This window comes from Mesorhizobium sp. M1329, from assembly GCF_040318035.1.
Classification (GTDB): domain Bacteria; phylum Pseudomonadota; class Alphaproteobacteria; order Rhizobiales; family Rhizobiaceae; genus Mesorhizobium.
The window spans coordinates 83,919-105,152 of the sequence record NZ_JAMYLN010000013.1 but is presented as its reverse complement, the minus strand read 5'-3'; the positions used below and the strand labels follow the sequence as shown (position 1 = coordinate 105,152).

Annotated in this window: 16 protein-coding genes; 10 read left to right on the top strand and 6 right to left on the bottom strand. The window is 59.2% G+C overall.

Annotated elements, in window-relative coordinates:
• The first annotated feature begins 4 nt into the window (after nucleotides 1-4).
• The 3 genes from asnB to NKH21_RS15665 all read left to right on the top strand — a co-directional run bounded on the left by asnB (nucleotide 5) and on the right by NKH21_RS15665 (nucleotide 5,794).
• Nucleotides 5-2,002 carry an asparagine synthase (glutamine-hydrolyzing) gene (gene asnB, locus NKH21_RS15675; RefSeq protein ID WP_352865994.1) on the top strand — a complete coding sequence of 666 codons (1,998 nt, stop codon included), beginning with the start codon at nucleotides 5-7 and terminating at the stop codon, nucleotides 2,000-2,002.
• Nucleotide 2,003: 1 nt separating this feature from the next.
• Nucleotides 2,004-4,220 carry a GumC family protein gene (locus tag NKH21_RS15670; RefSeq protein WP_352865992.1) on the top strand — a complete coding sequence of 739 codons (2,217 nt, stop codon included), beginning with the start codon at nucleotides 2,004-2,006 and terminating at the stop codon, nucleotides 4,218-4,220.
• 122 nt (nucleotides 4,221-4,342) lie between these two features.
• Nucleotides 4,343-5,794: a lipopolysaccharide biosynthesis protein gene (locus NKH21_RS15665; protein ID WP_352865990.1), complete on the top strand. Its 1,452-nt coding sequence runs from the start codon at nucleotides 4,343-4,345 to the stop codon at nucleotides 5,792-5,794.
• 147 nt (nucleotides 5,795-5,941) lie between these two features.
• Here the strand turns inward: NKH21_RS15665 and NKH21_RS15660 are convergent, their stop codons facing one another.
• Both NKH21_RS15660 and NKH21_RS15655 read right to left on the bottom strand, forming a co-directional pair.
• On the bottom strand, nucleotides 5,942-7,057 hold the full coding sequence (locus tag NKH21_RS15660) for an NAD-dependent epimerase (protein ID WP_352865988.1): 1,116 nt from the start codon (nucleotides 7,055-7,057) through the stop codon (nucleotides 5,942-5,944).
• Nucleotides 7,058-7,302: 245 nt separating this feature from the next.
• Nucleotides 7,303-8,016 (bottom strand): helix-turn-helix transcriptional regulator, encoded by a 714-nt coding sequence (locus tag NKH21_RS15655; protein ID WP_352489803.1) that lies wholly within the window; start codon nucleotides 8,014-8,016, stop codon nucleotides 7,303-7,305.
• A gap of 286 nt (nucleotides 8,017-8,302) precedes the next feature.
• Between NKH21_RS15655 and NKH21_RS15650 the strand changes: the two genes are divergently transcribed.
• The gene (locus NKH21_RS15650) at nucleotides 8,303-10,042 is read left to right on the top strand and encodes a sensor histidine kinase (protein ID WP_352662040.1); all 1,740 of its coding nucleotides are present in this window, start codon (nucleotides 8,303-8,305) and stop codon (nucleotides 10,040-10,042) included.
• A gap of 185 nt (nucleotides 10,043-10,227) precedes the next feature.
• Here the strand turns inward: NKH21_RS15650 and NKH21_RS15645 are convergent, their stop codons facing one another.
• Nucleotides 10,228-10,905: a LuxR C-terminal-related transcriptional regulator gene (locus NKH21_RS15645; protein WP_023675618.1), complete on the bottom strand. Its 678-nt coding sequence runs from the start codon at nucleotides 10,903-10,905 to the stop codon at nucleotides 10,228-10,230.
• A gap of 509 nt (nucleotides 10,906-11,414) precedes the next feature.
• Between NKH21_RS15645 and NKH21_RS15640 the strand changes: the two genes are divergently transcribed.
• From NKH21_RS15640 to NKH21_RS15620, 5 genes are all read left to right on the top strand, one after another.
• Nucleotides 11,415-12,137, top strand: coding sequence for a nucleotidyltransferase family protein (locus NKH21_RS15640; RefSeq protein ID WP_023675619.1), 723 nt, complete (start codon nucleotides 11,415-11,417; stop codon nucleotides 12,135-12,137).
• A gap of 53 nt (nucleotides 12,138-12,190) precedes the next feature.
• Entirely contained in the window at nucleotides 12,191-13,327 is a 1,137-nt protein-coding gene (locus NKH21_RS15635; RefSeq protein ID WP_352490098.1) for a DegT/DnrJ/EryC1/StrS family aminotransferase, read from the top strand.
• Entirely contained in the window at nucleotides 13,324-13,998 is a 675-nt protein-coding gene (locus NKH21_RS15630) for a sugar transferase (RefSeq protein ID WP_352489804.1), read from the top strand. The genes NKH21_RS15635 and NKH21_RS15630 overlap by 4 nt, the downstream gene beginning before the upstream one ends.
• 74 nt (nucleotides 13,999-14,072) lie before the next feature.
• The gene (locus NKH21_RS15625; protein ID WP_352662035.1) at nucleotides 14,073-15,077 is read left to right on the top strand and encodes an SDR family NAD(P)-dependent oxidoreductase; all 1,005 of its coding nucleotides are present in this window, start codon (nucleotides 14,073-14,075) and stop codon (nucleotides 15,075-15,077) included.
• An 81-nt stretch (nucleotides 15,078-15,158) separates the two neighbouring features.
• Nucleotides 15,159-16,421, top strand: coding sequence for a polysaccharide biosynthesis/export family protein (locus tag NKH21_RS15620; protein WP_352662033.1), 1,263 nt, complete (start codon nucleotides 15,159-15,161; stop codon nucleotides 16,419-16,421).
• A gap of 24 nt (nucleotides 16,422-16,445) precedes the next feature.
• Here NKH21_RS15620 and NKH21_RS15615 read toward each other — a convergent pair whose 3' ends face one another.
• Nucleotides 16,446-17,984, bottom strand: coding sequence for an HlyD family type I secretion periplasmic adaptor subunit (locus NKH21_RS15615; RefSeq protein WP_352662030.1), 1,539 nt, complete (start codon nucleotides 17,982-17,984; stop codon nucleotides 16,446-16,448).
• On the bottom strand, nucleotides 17,977-19,728 hold the full coding sequence (locus tag NKH21_RS15610; protein ID WP_352662027.1) for a type I secretion system permease/ATPase: 1,752 nt from the start codon (nucleotides 19,726-19,728) through the stop codon (nucleotides 17,977-17,979). The genes NKH21_RS15615 and NKH21_RS15610 overlap by 8 nt, the downstream gene beginning before the upstream one ends.
• 404 nt (nucleotides 19,729-20,132) lie before the next feature.
• Between NKH21_RS15610 and NKH21_RS15605 the strand changes: the two genes are divergently transcribed.
• Nucleotides 20,133-20,825 carry a N5-glutamine methyltransferase family protein gene (locus tag NKH21_RS15605; RefSeq protein WP_352662025.1) on the top strand — a complete coding sequence of 231 codons (693 nt, stop codon included), beginning with the start codon at nucleotides 20,133-20,135 and terminating at the stop codon, nucleotides 20,823-20,825.
• A 101-nt stretch (nucleotides 20,826-20,926) separates the two neighbouring features.
• Here NKH21_RS15605 and NKH21_RS15600 read toward each other — a convergent pair whose 3' ends face one another.
• The gene (locus tag NKH21_RS15600; RefSeq protein ID WP_023675628.1) at nucleotides 20,927-21,193 is read right to left on the bottom strand and encodes an acyl carrier protein; all 267 of its coding nucleotides are present in this window, start codon (nucleotides 21,191-21,193) and stop codon (nucleotides 20,927-20,929) included.
• Nucleotides 21,194-21,234: the final 41 nt, after the last annotated feature.

Here is a 21,234-nt window from a genome sequence, read left to right as displayed (position 1 = left end):
TGGCATGTGTGGGATTACCGGAATTCTCCTTGCACCCGATGCCGCCAACATCAAGCCGCTCAGGGCAATTGGCCAGATGACGACGGCCCTTCGTCATCGTGGGCCTGATGGCGAAGGCTTCTGGATCAATCGCGAAGCCGGCATCGCCTTCGGCCACAGGCGTTTGGCTATAGTCGACCTATCGGAAGCAGGACGCCAGCCGATGCATTCGGCAAGTGGCCGATATGCCATTACCTTCAACGGCGAGATCTACAATTTCCGCGATCTGCGCCGCGAACTTGAAGACGCTGGCCATCGGTTCCGTGGCGCCAGCGATACCGAAGTGATGCTGTGCGCAATCGAGAGCTGGGGTCTCGACACCGCACTCACGCGCCTCGCTGGTATGTTCGCATTTGGATTGTGGGATCTAAAGACCAGGACCCTCCATCTCGCCCGCGACCGAATGGGCAAGAAGCCGCTCTATGTTGCTGCAACGCGCGATGCGCTCGTTTTTGCCTCCGAGCTGAAGGCAATCCATCGTTTTCCAGGTTTCTGTCAGGAACTCGATCTCGACGCGGCCGCGACAATGCTTTCGAAGGGATGGGTACCGGGTAACTGTTGCATCTGGCGAGGCGTGTTCAAGCTACCCCCGGGCTCGGTCCTGTCTGTGACGGCGGCGGATTTTGCCGAGGCGCGCAGCGCCGCATCCCTTTCGCAACGCGTCCGACACTGGTGGTCGCTGCCTGAAGTCGCCGCGAACGGACGACAGAATCCGATCGCCGGCACCGACGAAGAACTGACCGACAAACTCGACGACCTGCTTCGACTTGCCGTCCGGGAACGCATGATAGCCGATGTGCCGCTGGGTGCCTTTCTGTCTGGTGGCCTCGACAGCTCCACGGTTGTGGCGCTGATGCAGGCCCAATCGCCAAAACCGGTGCGCACATTCACGATCGCTTTCGGAGAAGGCGGGTTTGATGAGGCTCCCCACGCCGCGGAGGTCGCGCGGCACCTGGGCACCGATCACACTGAACTCCACCTTTCAGCAGCCGCTGCGCGCGAAGTCATTCCGGAACTGCCGCGGATCTGGGATGAGCCGTTCGCCGATGAATCGCAGATACCGACTTTGCTCGTGGCGCGGCTGGCTCGCCAGCACGTTACGGTGGCCCTGTCAGGCGACGGTGGCGATGAATGCTTCGCCGGTTACGCCCGTCATTTCATGGCTGCGCGGTTGAAACGACAGCATGCGCTGCCGTCGCCGTTGCGTCACGCGCTTGCTGCAGGGGTCGGATTGCTGGCCCGTGCAGCGCGTCACGATTTCGTCGGCATGCTGCCGCTTTCGGCGAGTGGACGGCACGCGCTGCGGAGCGACCGGCTGCATCGCCTCGCTCGGCTGCTCGCTGCACCAGATGAGGACGAACTGTATCGACGGCTGACCGAAGCATCGTCCGGGAGCCTCGCACTCCACAAGCCGCCCACATCAATTCAAGGGTGCCCCCGGCTTGATGGCCTGCTGTCCCGTCTCTTGTACGACGATATGGCCGGTTACCTGCCCGACGATATACTGGTGAAGTTGGACCGCGCCAGCATGGCCAACAGCCTCGAAGGCCGGTGCCCGCTTCTCGACCATCGGGTTGTCGAATTCGCCTGGCAGCTGCCGGCACATGCGAAGGTTCGCAACGGCAAAGGCAAGTGGCTTCTTCGTCAGCTGCTTAGCCGCTATGTTCCGCAACGGCTGATCGACCGGCCGAAGCAGGGTTTCGATGTTCCCATAGCAGTCTGGCTGAGAGGCCCGTTGCGCGTCTGGGCCAGCGATCTTGTCGCCGATATACGCCTCTCCGGAGACGGGATCTTCGACTTTGCGAAGGTCGAAACCTGCTGGCGCGACCATCTTGACGGAAGTCAGGATCATTCTCGCGATTTGTGGCCCGCGTTGATGTTCCAGGCCTGGCGCAACGAGGCCGGGCGGTCCGCCGGACCGGCAACGGGCATGTCCACAGCGCTCGAACTGACAGGAGTATGAGATGGAAGGGTCCATAGTCAGCCGAATTCACCTTCCGCGCGCCACTGACATGCACGTGCCGACGCGCGAGATCAACCCGCGCATGAGGCCATTCCTGCGCGAACAGGTCGACGCGCAGAGCCCCTTCCATCAGCTCCTGATTACCATCGCGAGGAGAAAATGGTTCCTGCTTGCAATGGTGATTTTGGGCGGAGTGTTGGCTGGGCTTGCGGGTTTTGTGCGTCCTGTTCTGTTCGAGGCGACCGCACAGGTGATTGTCGATGCTCCTGGCAGGAACGCGGGTCCCGGAGGCGCGGATTCTGCTCAGGAGATGCTGGATGCGAGCATTGATGACCACTTAACCATGCTCTCTTCGCAGGGGCATCTGCGTCGCGTGGTGGCAGCCCTACGCAAGACAGAGATCGGCAACATTGCTGAGCAAGGTGATGTCGGAAATTCCGGCGCCGCGCCTGTCGGCGGCAACCTGCAGAACATACGCACCTTCGCAGCCGGTCTGCTAGAAAGGATTTGGCCGCAGGGCAGGTCGGAGGCGGCCGATGCAGCCGAACTCAAGGCGTTGCGGAAGGGCATGAGGGTGGGACAGGAACTGAGGTCAAGGGTGATCACCGTCGGCTTCACCGACGACGATCCGGCGCGAGCCGCCCTGGTGGCCAATACGTTCGTCCAAGTGTACATCGACGATCTCGCACAGAAGCGCAGGGCGTCAGACAGGCTGGAACTCGCCTCGATCGTCGCCAGCCTGCCGGTCGTACAGAGCGACCTGGCGAAAGCGACCGACCGCCTGGAAAAGTATCGACTGAGCCATGGCGCGGTCGATCAAGGTGCGGCGGATAGCGCTGCCAAGGAGACAGCCGAACTTAGTCAGCAGATATCGTTGTCGAAAGCGGATCTCTCAGCGACGGAATCTCGCCTTCAGCACATCGAGGCTTTGCGAGAGGAAGGAGCATCGGTCGCGGCGCTCGCCGAAGCGATCGGGTCTCCGGTGTTGGCCGACATGGCGGCTCGCCAAGCCAACGACAATGCGGATGCGGGCCTTAGCACTGCGATCAACGGCGAGATCGAACAAGGCACTGCTCGCATTGTGGCGGAGGCGAACATCTACCGTGCCCAGATTGCTGCTCTGGAGGGGCGTAAGAATGTGCTCGATGCGGTGGTGGCCGACACAGCCGGCCGGCTTTCCGGCTTGCGTGCGCTCGAGCCGCAGGTCAGCATCCTGACGCAGCGATACAACCAGCTTCTCACCCAACAACAGGATCTGGTCCAGCGCATCGCAACGCCCTTGCCCGGCGTCTCTATCCTTTCAGCGGCCTGGCCGCCGACCAATCCAAAAACGCTGCCGCCCGTCTTTCTTATTCCGCCCGGCATGATCGTGTTTGGCCTCATTGGCGGGATCTTCGTCATGGTACGCAGCCGCCTCAATCAGACCTTGCGCGGCGGGGCCGAAGCTGAAGCCGCGCTCAGGGTTCCGTGCCTGGGGCTGATACCGGAAGCGCCGACAATACACGCGAAACGACTACAGCAGCTGGTTCTCGGCCAGCAAAACTGCAGCTACAGCCGAGCCGTCACCTCTCTACTTGTCACCGTGACGCTCAACAAGGCGAGGGGCCGCGCGTCGCACGTCATCCTCGTCACGTCCAGCGTCCGGCATGATGGCAAGACCGAGCTCGCATGGAGCCTCGCCTTGGCAGCTACCCGACTTGGGGGACGAGTGCTTTTTCTCGATCTTGACGGCACGGGCGCCCGCCTCACGAACGAGTTTCTGAACGAATTCGGTACGTTCAAGCCGCATAAATCCTTTGGCGACTATATGAGCGACCGTTGTCCCCTGCACGACGCGGTCACCGGGATGCCCGAAATTGGCATTGACTTCATGGCACTCGCACCATCGGAGGATTTGCTGCCGCAACTGTACATGATCGACGGGTCCCTGGTCACAGATGAGCTGCGCTCGATGTACAGCATCGTCATCATAAATGGACCGCTGGGACTTGGAGGACCTGAGGCCAGGCTACTCACGGGCTGGGCTGACGCGGTTCTTTTCGCTGTTCGCTGGGCCAGGACGCGCCGCAGCATCGCGCGTGGTGTTCTGCAGTTGCTGACGGAGAACGAGACGGCTCAGGTCCCCGTAGGCAGCGTTCTCACGCAGGTCAATCTTAGGAAACACGCCGGCTACCGGTTTGGGGACAGCGCGGATCTCTTGCTCGAGAGAACATCATGAGTGTCACATGCGGGATTCCGCGTAACGACCGCCACGGCATTCGGCCTGTCGAGCGGAGGATAATATCGACGATCTCGCAGTCCGGAGCCGGGTCCGCGGCCGAGGGCGATCAGGGCGATGAAATGCGCGACGCCGGCGCAAGAGACATCGACGATTGCAGCGATCCGAAGCTCGCCCGCTTCCCTGCGGCCGCCGTTGCTCCAACGAATATGGTTTTGCCGCACAAGGAGGACACGGGCAGGGGTCTCGGCTATGCCAGCATCTTCGCTCTTTTGGTCTATATCGGGGGTGCGGGCTTGACCAGCTTGGCGCAGTTATTGATTGCGCGCATCGTCGGCTCCACCAGCTACGGCATCTATTCCTATGTTCTGGCCTGGACCTCGGTGCTTGCCTATCTTGCAACGCTTGGTTTCCATGTATCCTTGTTGCGTTTCGTCTCCGCCTACAGTGCCAAAGGGCGGCTTGACCTGGTACACGGCGTAATCAGGTTTGCTCTGCAAAGGTCGCTTGCGGCAGCGACACTATTCGGCGTCATTGGCGCCGCCTTGGTCTTTTTCTTTTCAGATCCTTCTCACAAGGAGCTTCAAATCAGCCAGCTGCTAGGCATGGCAGCAGTGCCTTTGGTCACCGCCTACGCGTTGGGCGCAACACTTGTTCGTGCTTTCGGCGGCGGTGTCTCGTCCCTTCTGCCGGAACGCATCGTGCGCGACGGCCTCTTGTTGACGTTGCTGGGAATGGCGGTCTTATCCGGATCATGGACCCCCAACGCACCCTTGGTGATGCAGGCGGTGCTGGCAAGTTCAGCCATCACGGTCGGCCTGGTGTTCGTCATGGCGGCAAGATTTCAGCCGCCTGGCTTGCGGCAGGTTCAGCCAGCCAACGAGTCGCGGGAATGGTGGTCCGCGGTTCCGCCAATGATGCTCATGGCTGGGCTCGATGTTTTCATCAGCCGGGCCGGAGTCATGGTGCTGGGCTGGACGCATCACATTCGCGAAGCAGGCATTTTCGCATTGGGATTGAACGTTGCCTTGCTTGTGAGCCTTTCCCTGGTTGCCGTCTCTACGATGTTTGCGCCGACAGCGGCTGCCCTTCATGCCCGAGGCGATCGGCTCGCTCTGCAGCAGCTGTTTTCACGGGCCGCCCTACTTTCCTCTGGTGGGGCTCTAACGATGGCCATCCCGATGCTTGCGATTATTGAACCTCTGTTGAGCTGGTTCGGCGGGGATTTCAGTACCGCGGCACCCGTCGCGCGGATACTCATTCTCGGATATGTCTTTGTCGCGCTGTGCGGCCCCCAGATGCTCCTCTTGATGATGACCGGAAACGAATGGGCGGCAGCCGTAACCATGATCGTCGGCGCCGCGGCCAGTGTCATAGGCTGTGCCACAGGAATTGCGCTCTACGGCGCGCCGGGCGCCGCAATCGGCCTCGCGCTTGCGTTGGCGATTTGGAATGTGGCGATGTCGATCTACATCAGCAAACGGCTGAAAATTATCCCTGGGCTGATCTTTGCGCTAACATCGTTCAGAACGCACGCAGTCGAAGGCCAGCCGCGACATTGGTTCCTGCGCTGATCTGAGACCGTCGCCTCGATACGCGACGGCATCAGCGTTCAGGAATTTCGAGTCCAGGGTTGTGTCGGATAGAGGCTGGCGAGGGCGGCTTTCTGGCTGACGCGTTACGCGCCGAGTGGCAGATCATCGCCCGACAGGGCGCGCGGCCTACACGGTGGCCTCATCATTCACCAACGTCTGTTGCCGTATGCTGGCCGCGGCATCCGTTCCATGAAAGTCCCGGTACCATTCGACAAAGCGTTGCACTCCGTCCTCGAGCGGTGTTGCCGGGGCGAAGCCGACGGCCTGGCGAAGATCGCTGACGTCGGCGCGCGTCTCCAGAACGTCGCCAGGCGGCAACGGCACATCCACGCGAAGCGCCTGGCTGCCAAGAGCGGTCTCGATGATCGAAATCAGCCGGTTGATCTCCTCGGGCCGGTCGTTGCCGATATTGTAGACGCGATATGGCGCGGAACTTGTGGCAGGGTCGGCGGTGCAAGGGTCCCAATTTGGATCTGGCCGCGGCGGTGCAGCGAGTGCTCGAACCACGCCCTCAGCGATATCGTCGATGTAGGTGAAATCCCGCCACACACGGCCGGCATTGGCTACTTGAATTGGTTTGCCCTCGACGATCGCGCGCGTGAACAAGTAGACCGCCATGTCGGGCCTGCCCCAAGGGCCGTAAACGGTGAAGAAGCGCAGTCCGGTCACGGGCAGGCCGAACAAATGGCTGTATGAATGCGCCATGAATTCGTTCGAACGCTTGGTGGCGGCGTAGAAGCTGACGGGATGATCGGCGCCGTGGTGTTCGGAAAACGGCACGGTTCGATTCAAGCCGTAGACGGAGCTCGAAGAGGCGTAGACGAGATGACTGACGCTGTGATGCCGGCAGCCCTCAAGGACGTTGAGAAACGCCACTACGTTCGATTGTACATAGGCGTGCGGGTCAACAAGTGAATGACGCACGCCGGCCTGAGCCGCGAGATGGACAAAGTGTGAGGGGCGAACGTTTGAAAACAGCAACTGAACGCGCGCGGCATCGGCCAGATCCATTCGCACCGGCGTGAATTTCGCCTCGCTACAGAGGCGTGCAAATCGCGCTTCCTTGAGCCGCAGATCGTAGTAGGGCGTGAAATTGTCGACGCCCACGACTTTGACACCGAGACGCAAAAGCCGTGAGGCCACGTGAAAACCAATGAAGCCTGCGGCGCCGGTGACGACGATCGGTCCTGTCCGTGCAAGTTTCTGCACCGCGCGGTCCGAACGGGATCGAGCGATTTCCATCTTCTCCGATGCGGCAAGGACAGACTCGCTGCATAGATCGTTGTCCACTTGTCGCCTTTCGAATCCGTTCGACGGTACCGAATAGCCGGTCCGGGATTGCGGCTTTCGATATTTACGCTGGCGCATAGAACCTATTGGAGTGCGCAACGCGATGCACGACCTGCCAAGTCGTGACACGCCAACTTGCGTGGTTTTGAATCCCGGGCGGATGTCGACGTCCGGGCGATTGGATCTATGGCCGGCCCTTACGGCAGGACCGAAATACGCCCGAGAAGGGCCACCAGTTCCGCCTGGCGTTTTGTTTCGGTCTTGGCGAACAGCGAGGCAAGCTGGGAACGGATCGTGGTGCGGCTGAGACGCCAGCTGCGGGCGATCTCCAAAGGTGCGTCGCCCTGGGCCAAGCGCAAGGCGAGGTGCGTTTCTGCGCTCGTCAAGCCAAACATCCTTTGCAGCGTGCGAGGATTTGGCCCCGACCTGTTATCCCGATCCAGCAACGCCACAATGCTCGTTCCCTCGGGAGCGATAACGCCGTTCTCGTTCAGTATCACCGGACGGTCGCCCCTGCTGCGGATCACCACCCAAGACAACGAGCCCGGCAGGAATTGGCCCGGAACATTCGCGATCAGCCGCCTTAGGGCGGCCGTGAGTCCGCTCGCCGTGTCGGCCGCTTCGCCCTGGCGCTCAAGCGTGGTTTGGGCGGCTGCGTTCCACTCGACTACTTTTCTTTCGCGATTCAGCACAAGATAGCCACAGCCAATGCGATCAAGCACGCCGGTTATGGATTCCAGACTGCGGCCTTTTTGTTCGCCGAACCTTGCGTCCAATGGATCCGATGCGCGATCGGGAAGGTGACCAGAAGAAGAGGGCCGCGTATTCCGCGCTTCAAAATCATACTTGGTCCTCGTAGCAATGTACCGATTGCTCGAAGAAGCATCGACCTGTCTATCGATCAGATTCATTTTCTACCCCTAACCCAAAGTTTCACACGCCCGAAATAAGTATTCGGGATTCATGTAGTTTTCTATGTGTCGCTGGATTCTAGTCTTCTATGCGCTGACGGATGATACGTTCATCACCACCTTGAAAACTTAATATGATCCGACAGTTCTAAGGCAGCTCTTAGGCCCCGCTGCGTCCGATAAAATGCGCGCTATGATAGCGGTATGGCAATCCGGCAGTGGTACTAAGCTGTACGTTTTTTGCTCTAGTCTCGACGGGCTAGTCAGAAGGTTGTAGTCTGTGTCCATGAGCTCGCAGTCGCGCAGGTCGAATTCGAACCCGTCGGGCAGATTGCTAACTCATATTGCCTCTGCATCGGTGTTAGCCGCCACACTGATATTTGAAATAAAATCCTCAGCCTATATTGGGCAAGGTGCCAGTTTTCTGGAATTTATTCCGGCTATTATTATTATCGCCTATCTCGAAGACCGTGTACCGGCGCTCGCTGCGACCATTCTGATGGTGGCTGTCGGGCTGTGGGCACGAGGACACGATCAGATTTCAAGTGGAGATTGGGCACGCGCAATCCTGCTTCTGGTTTCGGGCGGGGTGATTGCCATGACGTTCCATCGCCTTCGGCAGGACTTGCGTGAGTTGCTGGAAGTCGCGGAGGCCAGGCTCGCTGCCGTCGAAGCGACGGAAAGCCGCTATCGTTGGGCCTTCGAACGTGCTGCCCTGGGATTCGCGAACACCAACGAGAAAGGTGAGTTGCTGCAGTCCAACAAACGCCTCTGTGAGATGACCGGGTACAAGGAGGAGGAGCTTGCCCAATTGCAGCTCGATACGCTCGCCCATCCGAACGACCGGCACACCTTGGCGCAATTGTTGGCGAGGCTGGGCAATGACATCTCTTCGTTCGTTTCCGAGGTCCGTCTATCAAGAAAGGACGGTACGGCATTCTGGGCTCGGTTAACGCTTTCTTCGTCCGCACCCAAGGGGGGGCTCTCGGAGAGCATCTTCGTGGTGGTCGACGATATTTCGGAACGACGCGCTGTTCACGAAGCGCTTCGGGCCCAGAAGGAATGGCTGGACCTCGCTCTGTCTGCTGGGCGCTTGGCGACGTGGCGCATTGACCTTAAAAACGGGACAGTCACGGGCTCGGACACGTTCTGGGACATTCTCGGCCTGGCCCAGGCCAATAGCCGCAGTTTGGAGGAGCTGTCAGCTGTCGTTCATCCGGCGGACTGGCCAAAGCTGGCGGCATCGAGAAAGGCCGCACCATCGGTCACGAATTACGATGTCGAGATACGCGTCCGCCGACCGGACGGACATATCCGCTGGGTTGCGCTGCGCGGAAGGGAGGAAAGACATGATGATGGTGGACAGCGGCTTGGAGTGGCTGCCGACCTGAGCGAGAGACGACAAACCACGCTGCTGCGCGCCGCGGCAAAGAAGCGGGAGCGCATCATGCTCGAACAGCGTCACAGATTCGGCAATGTTTTCGCAGTGATCACGGCGCTCGTGAAGATGGTCGATGTTCCCGGAAACAACGTCGCCAAATACAAGGAAATGCTGATCGACCGGATACGCGCGCTCGAGGCAACCCATCTGCTTCTTTCACGCAACGGCAGCGTATCGGGGGCGATAAACGATCTCGTTGCGCAAGAATTGCACCCATATATTGGAACACGTGCGATATCGGTCAGCGGTCCTTCCGTGGCGATGTCGGGAGGCGCCGCCGAGAGTTTTGCAATGATCGTTCACGAGCTTGCCACCAATTCCATGAAATATGGAGCGCTTGCCGATCCAAAAGGCCGGATCGACGTAAGCTGGACGTTCGCACCTGAAGAAACAGGCAATGATATCGTGTTCGAGTGGGTGGAATCGGGGCGGCGTCGGACCTCAAGCGTAGTCCGTCATGGCTTCGGTTCCATGATAATCGGAGTGGATGGAGCGCCGCTTGTCGGTCACTCTCCCAGGCTGGAAATATCGGACCAAGGGTTGCGGTATTCGCTGCGGCTGTCACGCAAGGAAATCGGATTGTAGTGCAGTGCTCCAATCGGAAAGCAGATATCCAAAGGCGGGTCGCGCTGAGCGGCCTTTGAGATGCCCAGGGTTCCTTCCAAGAATGTCGTTGGCCCAAAGCCGCGCCGCGGCTTTGGGATATGCAGCAATTATGCATGAGGAGTCTTGCGACGCCGTTTGCACGTCCAAAAGGGACGCGCGGCGCTCTAGCTGGCATGTCTCGAAAGCCAAGTCTTCAGCATGACGGCAGCCTCGGTCCGATTGCGTACCCCCAACTCACGCAGAACCGCAGCAGCGTGGATTTTCGTGGTCGCCTCCGCGATTTCCAGATCGCGCGCAATTTCCTTGTTTGAATAGCCTTCCGCCATCAGCTTGAGGACTTCCTTTTGCCTCGAAGTCAGCCTGCCAAGGTTGACGCCGGCGGTACGCCTCTGTGGGCCTTTGTCGTCGGAATGGGTATGTGCGTGGGTTGTTTGCGTTGCACCCGGGCGTGACAGAAGTGCAGGAACATAGATGCGGCCGGAGAGGATTTCATTGACTGCCAAAACAACCTCTTCGTCCGTCTGCGATTTTACGATGTAGCCGTGAAGCCCGATCGACAGCGCGGTGAGTATTTCCGAGCGTGAATCGTTTCCGGAAACGATCGCAAATCGCGTGTCCGGATAGGCGGACAGGATCCCGCCGAGCACTTCTTGATTGAACAGGCCCGGCATATTCAGGTCCAGGATCGCAAGATCCACGAACGATTGCTCTGCCAGCAAACTGAGCACCGCGTCGAAACAAGACGCTTCAAATATCTCTACACCTGGAATGCCTGCGGTCAGTGCCAATCGCAAGCCGCGACGATACAAGCCGTGATCGTCGGCGATGACGATTCGATACATTGAACTACCCCAACGCCTGTCTGAATGGATTGAACGGCGATGGCCTGAAAGTCGTGGCCATCCACTCGTCGATTCATCCAGCTGACGCTGCGGCACCCCCAACACCGCAAACGCCAGATTTCTAATATAATCTTAAATGACGGGAAACGCTCCTCTTTTTTTGCCCCTTGTGAGCGAAACCCGCCGAACGTCGTCGAACATACGTTCTGACCTTTTGGACAGCTGACAGACCGGTCGGTCGTTCAGCAGTGCTATAGGTCTAAAGATATAGAACAGCAAAACGGCTGAATTGTTACCATTCGAATGCACGACGACATCCACCCTGACGGCCACATACCATCCAGATGCAATGTCCGGATCAGGGGACAGTGGGGAAATCTCACCGGTCTTCTACGGGAAATCTCACCGGTTCTTCTGAGGGGACAAGAACGCATTCCCGGTGCTGACCAGGGCAGGATAGCCGGCCCGTGACGATAGCGTTCAGGCCGAATAAACAAGGGAGGACCAGGATGAAAGCGGTTATTCAATGTGGAGGAATGGGAACACGCCTCCGCCCCTTCACTTCGGTCTTGCCGAAGCCGCTCATGCCGATCGGCGCACGGCCGGTTCTCGAGATGCTTCTGAAATGGTTGCGACGCAACGGTATTCAGGAAGTCTATATTACAACCGGGTATCTCGGCCACTTGATCCGCACCGTGTGTGGAGATGGCTCGCAGTGGAACCTGAAAATTCGATATACGCAGGAAATGGAGCCGCTTGGCACCATCGGGCCACTGTCTTTGATCAGGGATGAACTGACGGAGCCATTCATCGTTCTCAATGGCGATGTCCTCACGGATCTAAGCCTCAGTCGATTTGTAGCAGCGCACCGTAAGCACACCGATCCAGTGACGATCGCAACAGCCTGTCGCCTGATCAAGATGGATTTCGGCGTCATCGACGAAGTCGACAATACCGTGCAGGTCTTTCGCGAGAAGCCGACGCTTTCGCATCTGGTCAGCATGGGAATTTACTGCATGAACCCGGATGTTCTGCAGTTTATCCCATCCGGCATACCCTTTGGGTTCGACGACCTGATGCTGCAGATGATGCAGAACGGCACAACCGTGCACGTGTACAAACATGAGGGTCTCTGGCTCGATATCGGGCGCGTCGACGACTTTCAGAACGCACAGACCATTTCCTGGGAAGACCAGTCGGCCTCGATCGAGGTCACTGCGACGGCTGCATGATCATGATGAAGTCACGAGCCCGGTTCCCACAGTTATCAGTCTAGGAGGTTGTGATGCTCTTGGTCAGTGCCCCGATCTTGGGTGTGCCGGAGAAGACTGCTTTGACCAAGGTCATCGACAGCGGCTGGCTGACCATGGGGGAGCAGGTGCGAGCCTTCGAACAAGCTTTTGCCGACGTTCATGATGCGGAGGATTGCGTCGCGGTCAGTTCTTGCACCGCAGCGCTTCATCTCATTTTGCACGCACTTGGCATCGGACCGGGCGATGAGGTGCTGGTGCCATCCTTGACGTTCGTGGCGACCGCAAATGCGGTCCTCTATGTCGGTGCGACGCCGGTCTTCGTCGATATCGAGTCAGCCGACGTGCCGCTGATGTCGATCGTGGAAGCCGAAGCGAAATGCACGGCCCGCACCAAGGCAGTCATTCTTGTCCATTTCGCCGGCTACCTCGCCGATCGGGAACACTGGCAGAAGTTCGCCCGTGCCCGGGGGCTGCATATCGTCGAGGACGCGGCGCATGCGCCGGGCTTGAAGGAGGTGGGGACATTTGGTGCCGCGGCCGCCTTCAGCTTCTACGGCAACAAGAACATGACCACGGCGGAAGGCGGGGCAGTGATTGCCAGGGATGCCGGTCTGCTCGAGACAATCCGCCAGGCGCGTGGACATGGGATGACCACCGGGACACGTCAAAGGCTGAACAGCCGCACCCCGCAGTATGATGTCACCATGCTCGGCTTCAACTATCGCATGGATGAACTGCGGGCTGCAATCGGACTGGTCCAGCTGCAAAATTTGCAGGAGTGGAATGAGATCAGGCGTATCCTGGTCATGCTGTATCGCCGTCTCATAGCGAAGCATTGCCCGGCCGTGACCATCCCGTTCCACGAGCCGCGGACGTCGGCCTACCACATCATGCCTATCCTTTTGCCACGTTACGCCGACAGGCAAGACGTCATCGACGCACTGCGCGCGCAAGGGATACAAACCACTATCCACTACCCGCCGGTGCACCAGATGACGCTCTATCGTGAGCTCATTCCCGGTACTCACTTACCGCGCACTGAAGATTTCGCGCAGCGCGAACTGACTGTACCGCTACATCCGCAGATCACCGCGCCATTGGTTGAATCGGTAGTCGTCGCTCTTGCCGCGGCGGTCAATAACTGCGCTCAGACAGGAACAGCCGCATGAATGCCCTGGACCTAGCCATTCACCGGTCTAACGTCTCGAGCGCCGCCCATGGGTCTGCGAGACGAGCAATCGATCTCGTCATTGCTGCGGCCGCGGCGATCGTCTTCGCCCCGCTGATGCTGCTGATTGCCGTGGCGCTGCTACTGGAAGGCGGTCGGCCCATCTTCTTCACTCAGACCCGCGTCGGGGCTGGTGCTCGCCCATTCCGCATGTACAAGTTCCGCAAGTTCAGCGTGCAATGCGACCCCGGTGGCTTGGCGCTGACCATGGCCGACGACAGCCGCATGACGCCGATAGGACGGTTCCTCGCCGTCACAAAATTCGACGAACTGCCACAGCTTTGGAACGTCTTCAGAGGCGAGATGGCAATCATCGGGCCACGCCCGGAGAGCCTTGCCTTCGCCGATTGTTTTCGCGGGGGCTTCGAGGGTATTTTACAATACAAGCCAGGCTTGCTGGGTCCTGCCCAGGTTCTCTTCCGGCACGAAGCCCGTTTTTATCCTCGGTCCGTGGATCCGCTACTGTTCTACCGCGAGGTTCTGTTTCCTGCCAAAGCCAGGCTCGACCTTTCCTATTATCCGCAGCGCACGATCGGCTCCGATGTCGTGTGGATGGTGCGCGGGCTGCTGGCGGTGCTTGGCGTCGTCTCGCCGCCGCCGATCGGACCTTGAGAGCAGGTGGGACATCCGCGCTCTCGTGGATTTGCAAAGTCAGTGCCTCACGTCATAGGGGGAACGCTTGGGTCATGGCATACAAGGGCAGGAAAGTTCTGGTTACGGGTGCCGATGGGTTCATCGGTTCTCATCTCACCGAAGCACTCGTCCGTAGCGGTGCCGACGTCACGGCGGTGGCTCTCTATAATTCCTTCGACAGCCACGGCTGGCTGGACGATTTGCCGGACACCATACGAAGCCAGCTGAATCTCATCCGCGGCGATGTTCGCGACAGCGCGTTCCTTAACCGGATCGTGCGTGGCCAGGCGGTCGTGTTTCATCTCGCCGCACTGATAGCTATCCCGTATTCGTATGCCGCTGCCCAGTCCTATGTGGAGACCAATATCCTGGGCACGGTCAACGTTCTCGAAGCGGCGCGCCAATGGGAGACGGAGCGTGTGGTGCACACTTCGACAAGCGAGGTCTACGGCACCGCGCTGACAATGCCTATCAGCGAATCCCACCCGTTGCAGGGACAGTCACCATATTCGGCATCCAAGATCGGCGCGGACATGATGGCAGAGTCCTACGCCAGATCGTTCGACATCCCCGTGGTCATCATGCGGCCCTTCAATACGTACGGCCCGCGCCAGAGTGAGCGGGCCATCGTACCGACCATTATACGCCAGGCCCTCGACAAAAAATGCCCGGCGATCATGGTGGGAGACACAAGCCCGATCCGCGATCTTACTTTCGTGGAGGACACCGCGGCGGCGTTTCTGACCGCAGGTTCTGCCGAGCTCGAATTTGGCCATGCCTACAATGCCGGAAGCCAGCGCGCTGTGACGATCTCGGACGTATTGGATCTGGTGATCGACTTGAGTGGCTGCAAGAAACCAATCCACCGGGACGAGCGCCGCCTGCGGCCGCAGAATTCCGAGGTGCGTGCCTTGCTGGCCGATTCTTCGCTCCTCGAAAGCAAGACTGGATGGCGTGCCCAGACCAGCCTGCGCGAAGGCTTGGAGCGGACCATCGGATGGTGGCAAGGGCGCCTCAGCGAAGGCCGGGTGCGACACGAAATGGGTTACATGACATGAGCTTTCGCCTGGGAGGATTAGCTCCGCTGTTGATCGCGGCTGCGGTATCGCCGGATTCGAGCCAGAAGGAGATTGTAGCCGATGGTCCGCGTTGATCGAATCCTTATTGTCGTGCTCGGCATGCTGGCTGCCATGGATACGGCCGCTGCAGCGGAAGCACGGGTCGCCTATCGACTTTCCGCCGGCGACGCCGTCGAGATTGGAATTGCCTCCATCCCGGAGCGAACGCAACGTGCGGTGGTTCAGATGGACGGCACGATCGCGCTTCCCGAAGTCGGTATGGTTTCGGTGGGCGGCTTAACTCCGGCTGAATTGCAAACGCGCATGCAGACGATCTTGCCGACCAAGATATTCCACCAGCGTCTGCCTGATGGGCGGGAGCAAATGATCGTCATCAAGCCGACAGACGTGACCGCCGTTGTTGCGGAGTACAGGCCGATCTATGTGACCGGCGACGTGCTCACTCCCGGACAGCAGGCCTACCGCCCGCTGATGACCGTGCGGCAGGCGATTGCCGTGTCAGGCGGTTTCAGCCTTTTGCGGTCCCGGGCAAACCAGGTTGGCCCAGATCCGGTGGATCTGCGGCGCGATTACGAGTCGCTTTGGGGGGAATATACGAGAGATTATTTTCATAGCGCCCGCATCCGCGCCGAACTTCAGAACAAACCGACTTTCGACATGCAGCCACCACAAGGATCGCCCTTGCCGGCAAGTTTTGCATCGGCGATCGCCCAGGCTGAAGCAGAAGGGCTGAAGCTCTCGTTGGACAACTTCCAGCAAGAGCAGAGCTTTCTGGATAAAAGCGGCAAGGATGCCGCCGCACAAACCGAGACCTTGCTCAAACGCGAGCAGGCCGAAGCGGATGGTGTGAAGGCGGACGAAGACGATCTGGCGCGCGTAAGGAAAGCGTTTGAGTCCGGAAATCTCACCAACAACCGGCTCGCAGACGTCCGGCGCGCTTTGGTTCTCTCTTCCAGCCGGGCACTCGAAACGTCGGTTGAACTTATGAGAGCACGACGTCAGCAGGACGATTTTGCCAGACAGCACGAACGCAATGACAACCAACGACGGATGGGTCTGCTGATCGAGTTGAAGGATACCAACGTGCGCCTTGCCGACGTCAGCGCAAGGCTTCGCGCCGCCAGCCAAAAGTTGCAGCCCACGGGAGCTGCCGCACTGCCGTTGCCGGTTGCCGGCGAGAAGATCCAGGCCGAGGTCACGATCATTCGCAAGGTCGGCGAAGAATGGCGAAAACAGCTTGCCCAAGAAGACACCGAGGTCATGCCGGGAGACACGATCGAGGTTAGGTTCAGCAGCGCTCTCGAAAATGCGGCGACCCGATAGATCGGGCCGCGTTTCGCAACCGCTTTACTGCCTGAAAGCTCTGGAAAACTGGTCGGTAAGGGGCTTCATCAAGTAGGACCAGACACTGCGCTCGTCGGTTCTTATGTGGACTTCGGCGGGCATGCCCGGTTTGAGTATTTTCTCTCCTGTCAGGCAGGTCGCTTCATTCTCGACGTCGATGCGCGCCGAAAAATAGGAAAGCTGGCGTTGCTGATCCTTGATCAGATCCGCTGACACGCGCTTGACCGAGCCTTCGCAAGCAGGTGTGGTGCCGGCGTCGAACGCCGGAAAGCGGATCGACACCTGCTGTCCGGGATGGATCTCATCAATACGCGCCGGAGGAATGGAAGCGTCGACGACAAGGTTGTCGGAATCGGGCACAATCATCATAAGCACCTCTCCGGCGCCAATCACGCCGCCGACGGTGTGGATCGAGGATTCTTGTACCGTGCCCGATTGCGGGGCACGAATGTCTGTCCTGCCGAGTTCGTCTTCGGCCACCACCTTGCGCTCACTGAGTTCGGTCTGCTTGGCTTCCGTTTCGCGAAGTTCGTTGGTCACGTCGCTCCGCATTTGTTCGTCGAGCTGAAGCACCTGCAGGTCCGTTTCACTGATGTGAGCTTGTACCTCCGCTATCGCTGCGACAAGGCGTCCCGATTCGCCGCGAGTCCGGGTCTTCTCCAGGCTGACATTGCTCAACCTCTCCTTGGACACCAACTTCTTTGCGTAGAGAGATTCGACATCTGCAAGGTTCTTGGTCAGCAGATCCAGAGACTCGTCCGTTGCAGACTGCTGCGATTTGAGGCCATCGATCTGACGTTCCAGCTGCTTCGCGCGGCTTTGCAATTGTGCCTTCTGGCCAGCCAACGCAGCAGCACGACTTTCAAACAAGGCACGCTCGCCACTGACAAGTGCCACCACTTGCGGGTCACCCATTTGAGCCCGAAGGTCGGGCGGGATCTGCATTTCCGGCAGACCCTGGCGCTCGGCCTCCAGTCGGGCCAGACGAATGGTGGCGCGATTGAGGTCCTCGGTGATTATCTGCAGGTTTGCTCGGGTCAATGTGTTGTCCAGCCTGACCAACACATCGCCGGCCTTCACATGATCGCCGTCCTGCGCGAAGATTCCGCCGATGGTGCCGCCGGTTTGATGCTGGACTTTTTTAATGTTGCTTTCGACCACCACGGTTGCGGGCGCAATCACCGCGCCGGCAATCTTGGTCAATCCCAACCAGAGCCCTCCGCCAAAGATCAACAGCAAGCTGGTTGCCAGGCCCAAGAGCAGATTGGCCCGGATGCCATCCGGATCTGGCTTCGTCTCCAACGAACGGCTCTCGCCACCGGCGGCGACGTATGACGACACGGTAACAGCAGAGCGATACTTCACATATGCCCGGCTGCATCTTTGTGCGGCGGAACGACAATGTGCTGCCAGGCTCCGGACCAGAGTACCCCAGGGTAGATTGGCTCGAATCCCATCCGGCTCCGGCTTGTTCCCGGTCGGCTGGCCTTCGTCGCCAACCGCAGCATATGACGACATGGTCACGTTAGACACCTCAAGCATGCCCGCTTGCACCGTGCTGCAGCGGAACGACAATGTTTGGCTTGTCCGGGCGCGGGAAGGGCCGGATCACATTTGCCAGAACGTCTTCGCGCGAGCCGAACGAATGGAGCATCCCGTTCGACAGGACGAGCACTTGGTCGATGTTGACGAGAGCGGAGGGGCGATGCGCAACGACGATCACGATACCGCCGCGCTGACGCACTGCCAGGATAGCGCCGGCCAAAGCAGCATCACCGTCTGCGTCCAGATTGGAATTTGGTTCGTCAAGGACGACGAGAAATGGATCGCCGTAAAGTGCCCTGGCAAGCCCGACGAGCTGCCTCTGCCCAGCCGAAAGGGCCGCGCCGCCTTCTCCGATGCGTGTTTGAAAACCCTGCGGAAGACGCATGATCATCTTGTCCACGCCCGCAGTCTTGGCAGCTGCCAGCACGCCTTTTGCGTCGCTTTTGCCGCCGAACCTCGAAATGTTGTCGGCGATCGTCCCGTCGAACAGCTCAACGTCCTGCGGCAGATAGCCAATATGGATGCCGAGCAGTTCTGAGTTCCACTGATCGAGCGAGGCGCCGTCCAATCTTACGGTGCCACGAAGCGGCTTCCATGCCCCGACCAAAGCGCGCACGAGCGTGGTCTTGCCGGAGCCGCTCGGGCCGACCACCGCCAACCCTGCGCCTCTCGCCAAGCGGAAGCTTACATTGAAGATGGTTGGCTTCTGCAGGCTTGGTGGCGCGACGGTCAATTCCTCGACCGCAAGCTCTGCCTTCGGGCGGGGCAGTTCCATTGGCTCTTGCTGGCTATCAAAAGCATCCAGCGCTGCCGCCAGCTCGGTATAGCTTTTGCGGGTTGCCAGAAACCCTCTCCAGTTTGCGATCGCCACATCGACCGGTGCCAGCGAGCGACCCAGCAATATGGACGATGCAATGATCACGCCAGGCGAGGCCTCGCCGCCGATCACAAGGTAGGCACCAAGCCCTAGCACACATGATTGCAGGGCCATTCGGAGCGTCTTCGACAGTGAGCTTGCTGCGCCGACGACGTCGGAGAGCCGTTCCTGGTTCTTCAGATAAAGATGACTGACCTCGTTCCAGCGCCGGCTAAGCGGGGCGGAAAGGCCCATCGCCTGAACAACCTCCGCGTTGCGGCGGCCGGAGTCGGCCAGAAGCCGCTGCGCTACGAGTGTCTCAGATGCACGAGCCGCAGGTTTGCGGCCGATGATCTCGGCAACCACCGTCAAAAACACAACGGCGCATGCGCCGAGCGTTGCCAGCACGCCAAGCGCGGGGTGCAGCAGATAGATGACCACCATATAAAATGGTATCCAGGGAGCGTCGAATAGGACTGTCGGTCCCAGCCCGGAAAGAAAGCCACGTAGCTGGTCCAGATCACGAAGCGGGTGTACCCGGTTCGCATCCGGCCCGGCGACGAGGGGCAGGGAAAGCGAGGCTGCGAACGCTTTTTGCTGCAGATTTCTATGCAGGCGGCTGCCGATGCGGACCAACAGGCGAAGCCTCACGAAATCGAGGAGCCCATAGGCCGCGTAAAGTCCAAGCATCCCGACTGTAAATCCGATAAGAGTCGGCACGCTCTGCGAAGGCAGCACGCGGTCATAGACCTGGAGCATGTAGACGGAGCCGGTCAAGGCGAGGATATTTATCAATGCGGAGAAAACGCCTACGCCGACGAGGCCGTGCACACAGCCGAACATTGCGGAGCGGAGATCGAGCGAGCGCCCTTTGGTCGACTTCATGATGTGCGCTCTTTGACGCGAAATTGCTGCGCAATCTCGTCGATTCTTTCGATGAGGGACAAACTTTAACCTTCCGGGAAGCAGCAGCCCCGCCCCGCTGCTGAACATTACGAATTGCTTACATACGTGCCTTCTTTGATTAAAATGTAGCAAAATCGTGACGCCAGGCTGAGAATTCGGCAACTGGCTCGCCAGGCTGGGGATAACCGGGTCGGGTAAGGAGATATTCCTAATCATGACACCCAGCAGAAGCTTATGATCATCTTCATAGCATCAAGGCTTCAAAGCGTCTGGCGACGGATGGGTTTTGATTTTGTCGATCGAGAGTTAAACGGTTTTGAGATACACTTCATCGGTACGCAATTGTCGGCCACCAACGCCGGCCAAAACGGGAGGCGAGTGTCGTGAGCGAAGAGATCAATGTCGCCGATGCCTACGGCAAGGGCCGCAGCACCTTCATGGGATTGCAGTTGCTGGTCTCGCCCGGTGCGCTTGTTCCTCGGCCGGAAACGGAACTGCTCGGCAAGGCCGCTCTCGATGTCCTGAGCCAACTGAGCCTGCCGGTGCCTCGCGTTGTCGACATGTGCTGCGGGGCGGGCAATCTGGCGTGCGCCATTGCGCACCACGCTCCCACCGCGCGCGTGTGGGCAAGCGATCTTACCGACGGATGCGTGGAGGTCGCGCGCCGCAACGTCACCCATCTTGAAATGGAGGACCGGGTAACGGTTCTTCAGGGCGACTTGTTCAGCGCCTTCTCCGGCTTGGAGCTCGACGGTACGATCGACGTGATTGTTTGCAACCCGCCCTACATTTCGGAAAAACGGCTCGAGGGCGACCGTTCACATCTGGTCGAGCTCGAGCCGCGTGAAGCATTCGCAGCCGGCCCCTACGGCCTGAGCATCCACATGCGGGTGCTCAAGGAGGCGCCGCGTTATTTGCGGCGCGGGGGCATCCTGCTTTTCGAGGTGGGGCTTGGCCAGGACCGGCAGGTCATGAGTTTGCTCGAGCGTTCCAAGGCTTATGAGAGTATCCGGGCAGTCACCAACCAGGCCGGTGAGGGCAGGGTGGTTGTGGGACATACGAAGGCGCAGGCGTAAGCATCGCAGCCGTGGCAGGCCCAGACGCGCTGTCGCGGCTAGAAACGGCCGGGAACTTGAAACAGAGTTGCGCGAGATTTCGGTAATCAGTTTCGCTCGCGTCAGTTTCTCTTGCGCATGACGTATTGCGCAATTCCCTCGATGGAATCGAGATTCTCCGGCAGCAGCTCGCTGTCTTCGACCGTGATGCCGAAGGTCTCCTCGATGAAGCCGATAACCTCGAGCACACCCGTCGAGTCCACGATGCCCTGGTCGAGGAGCGAGGTGTCGCTCTCCAGGCTCTCGGGATCGGCTATATAGAAATTCGAAGCCAGGAAAGCGCGAATTTGTTCGCTGCAGGTATCGGTTCTATCCTTGGTAGATAACATTGATTTCGCCTCCGGTACAAAAAATGAATGCTGATCAACTT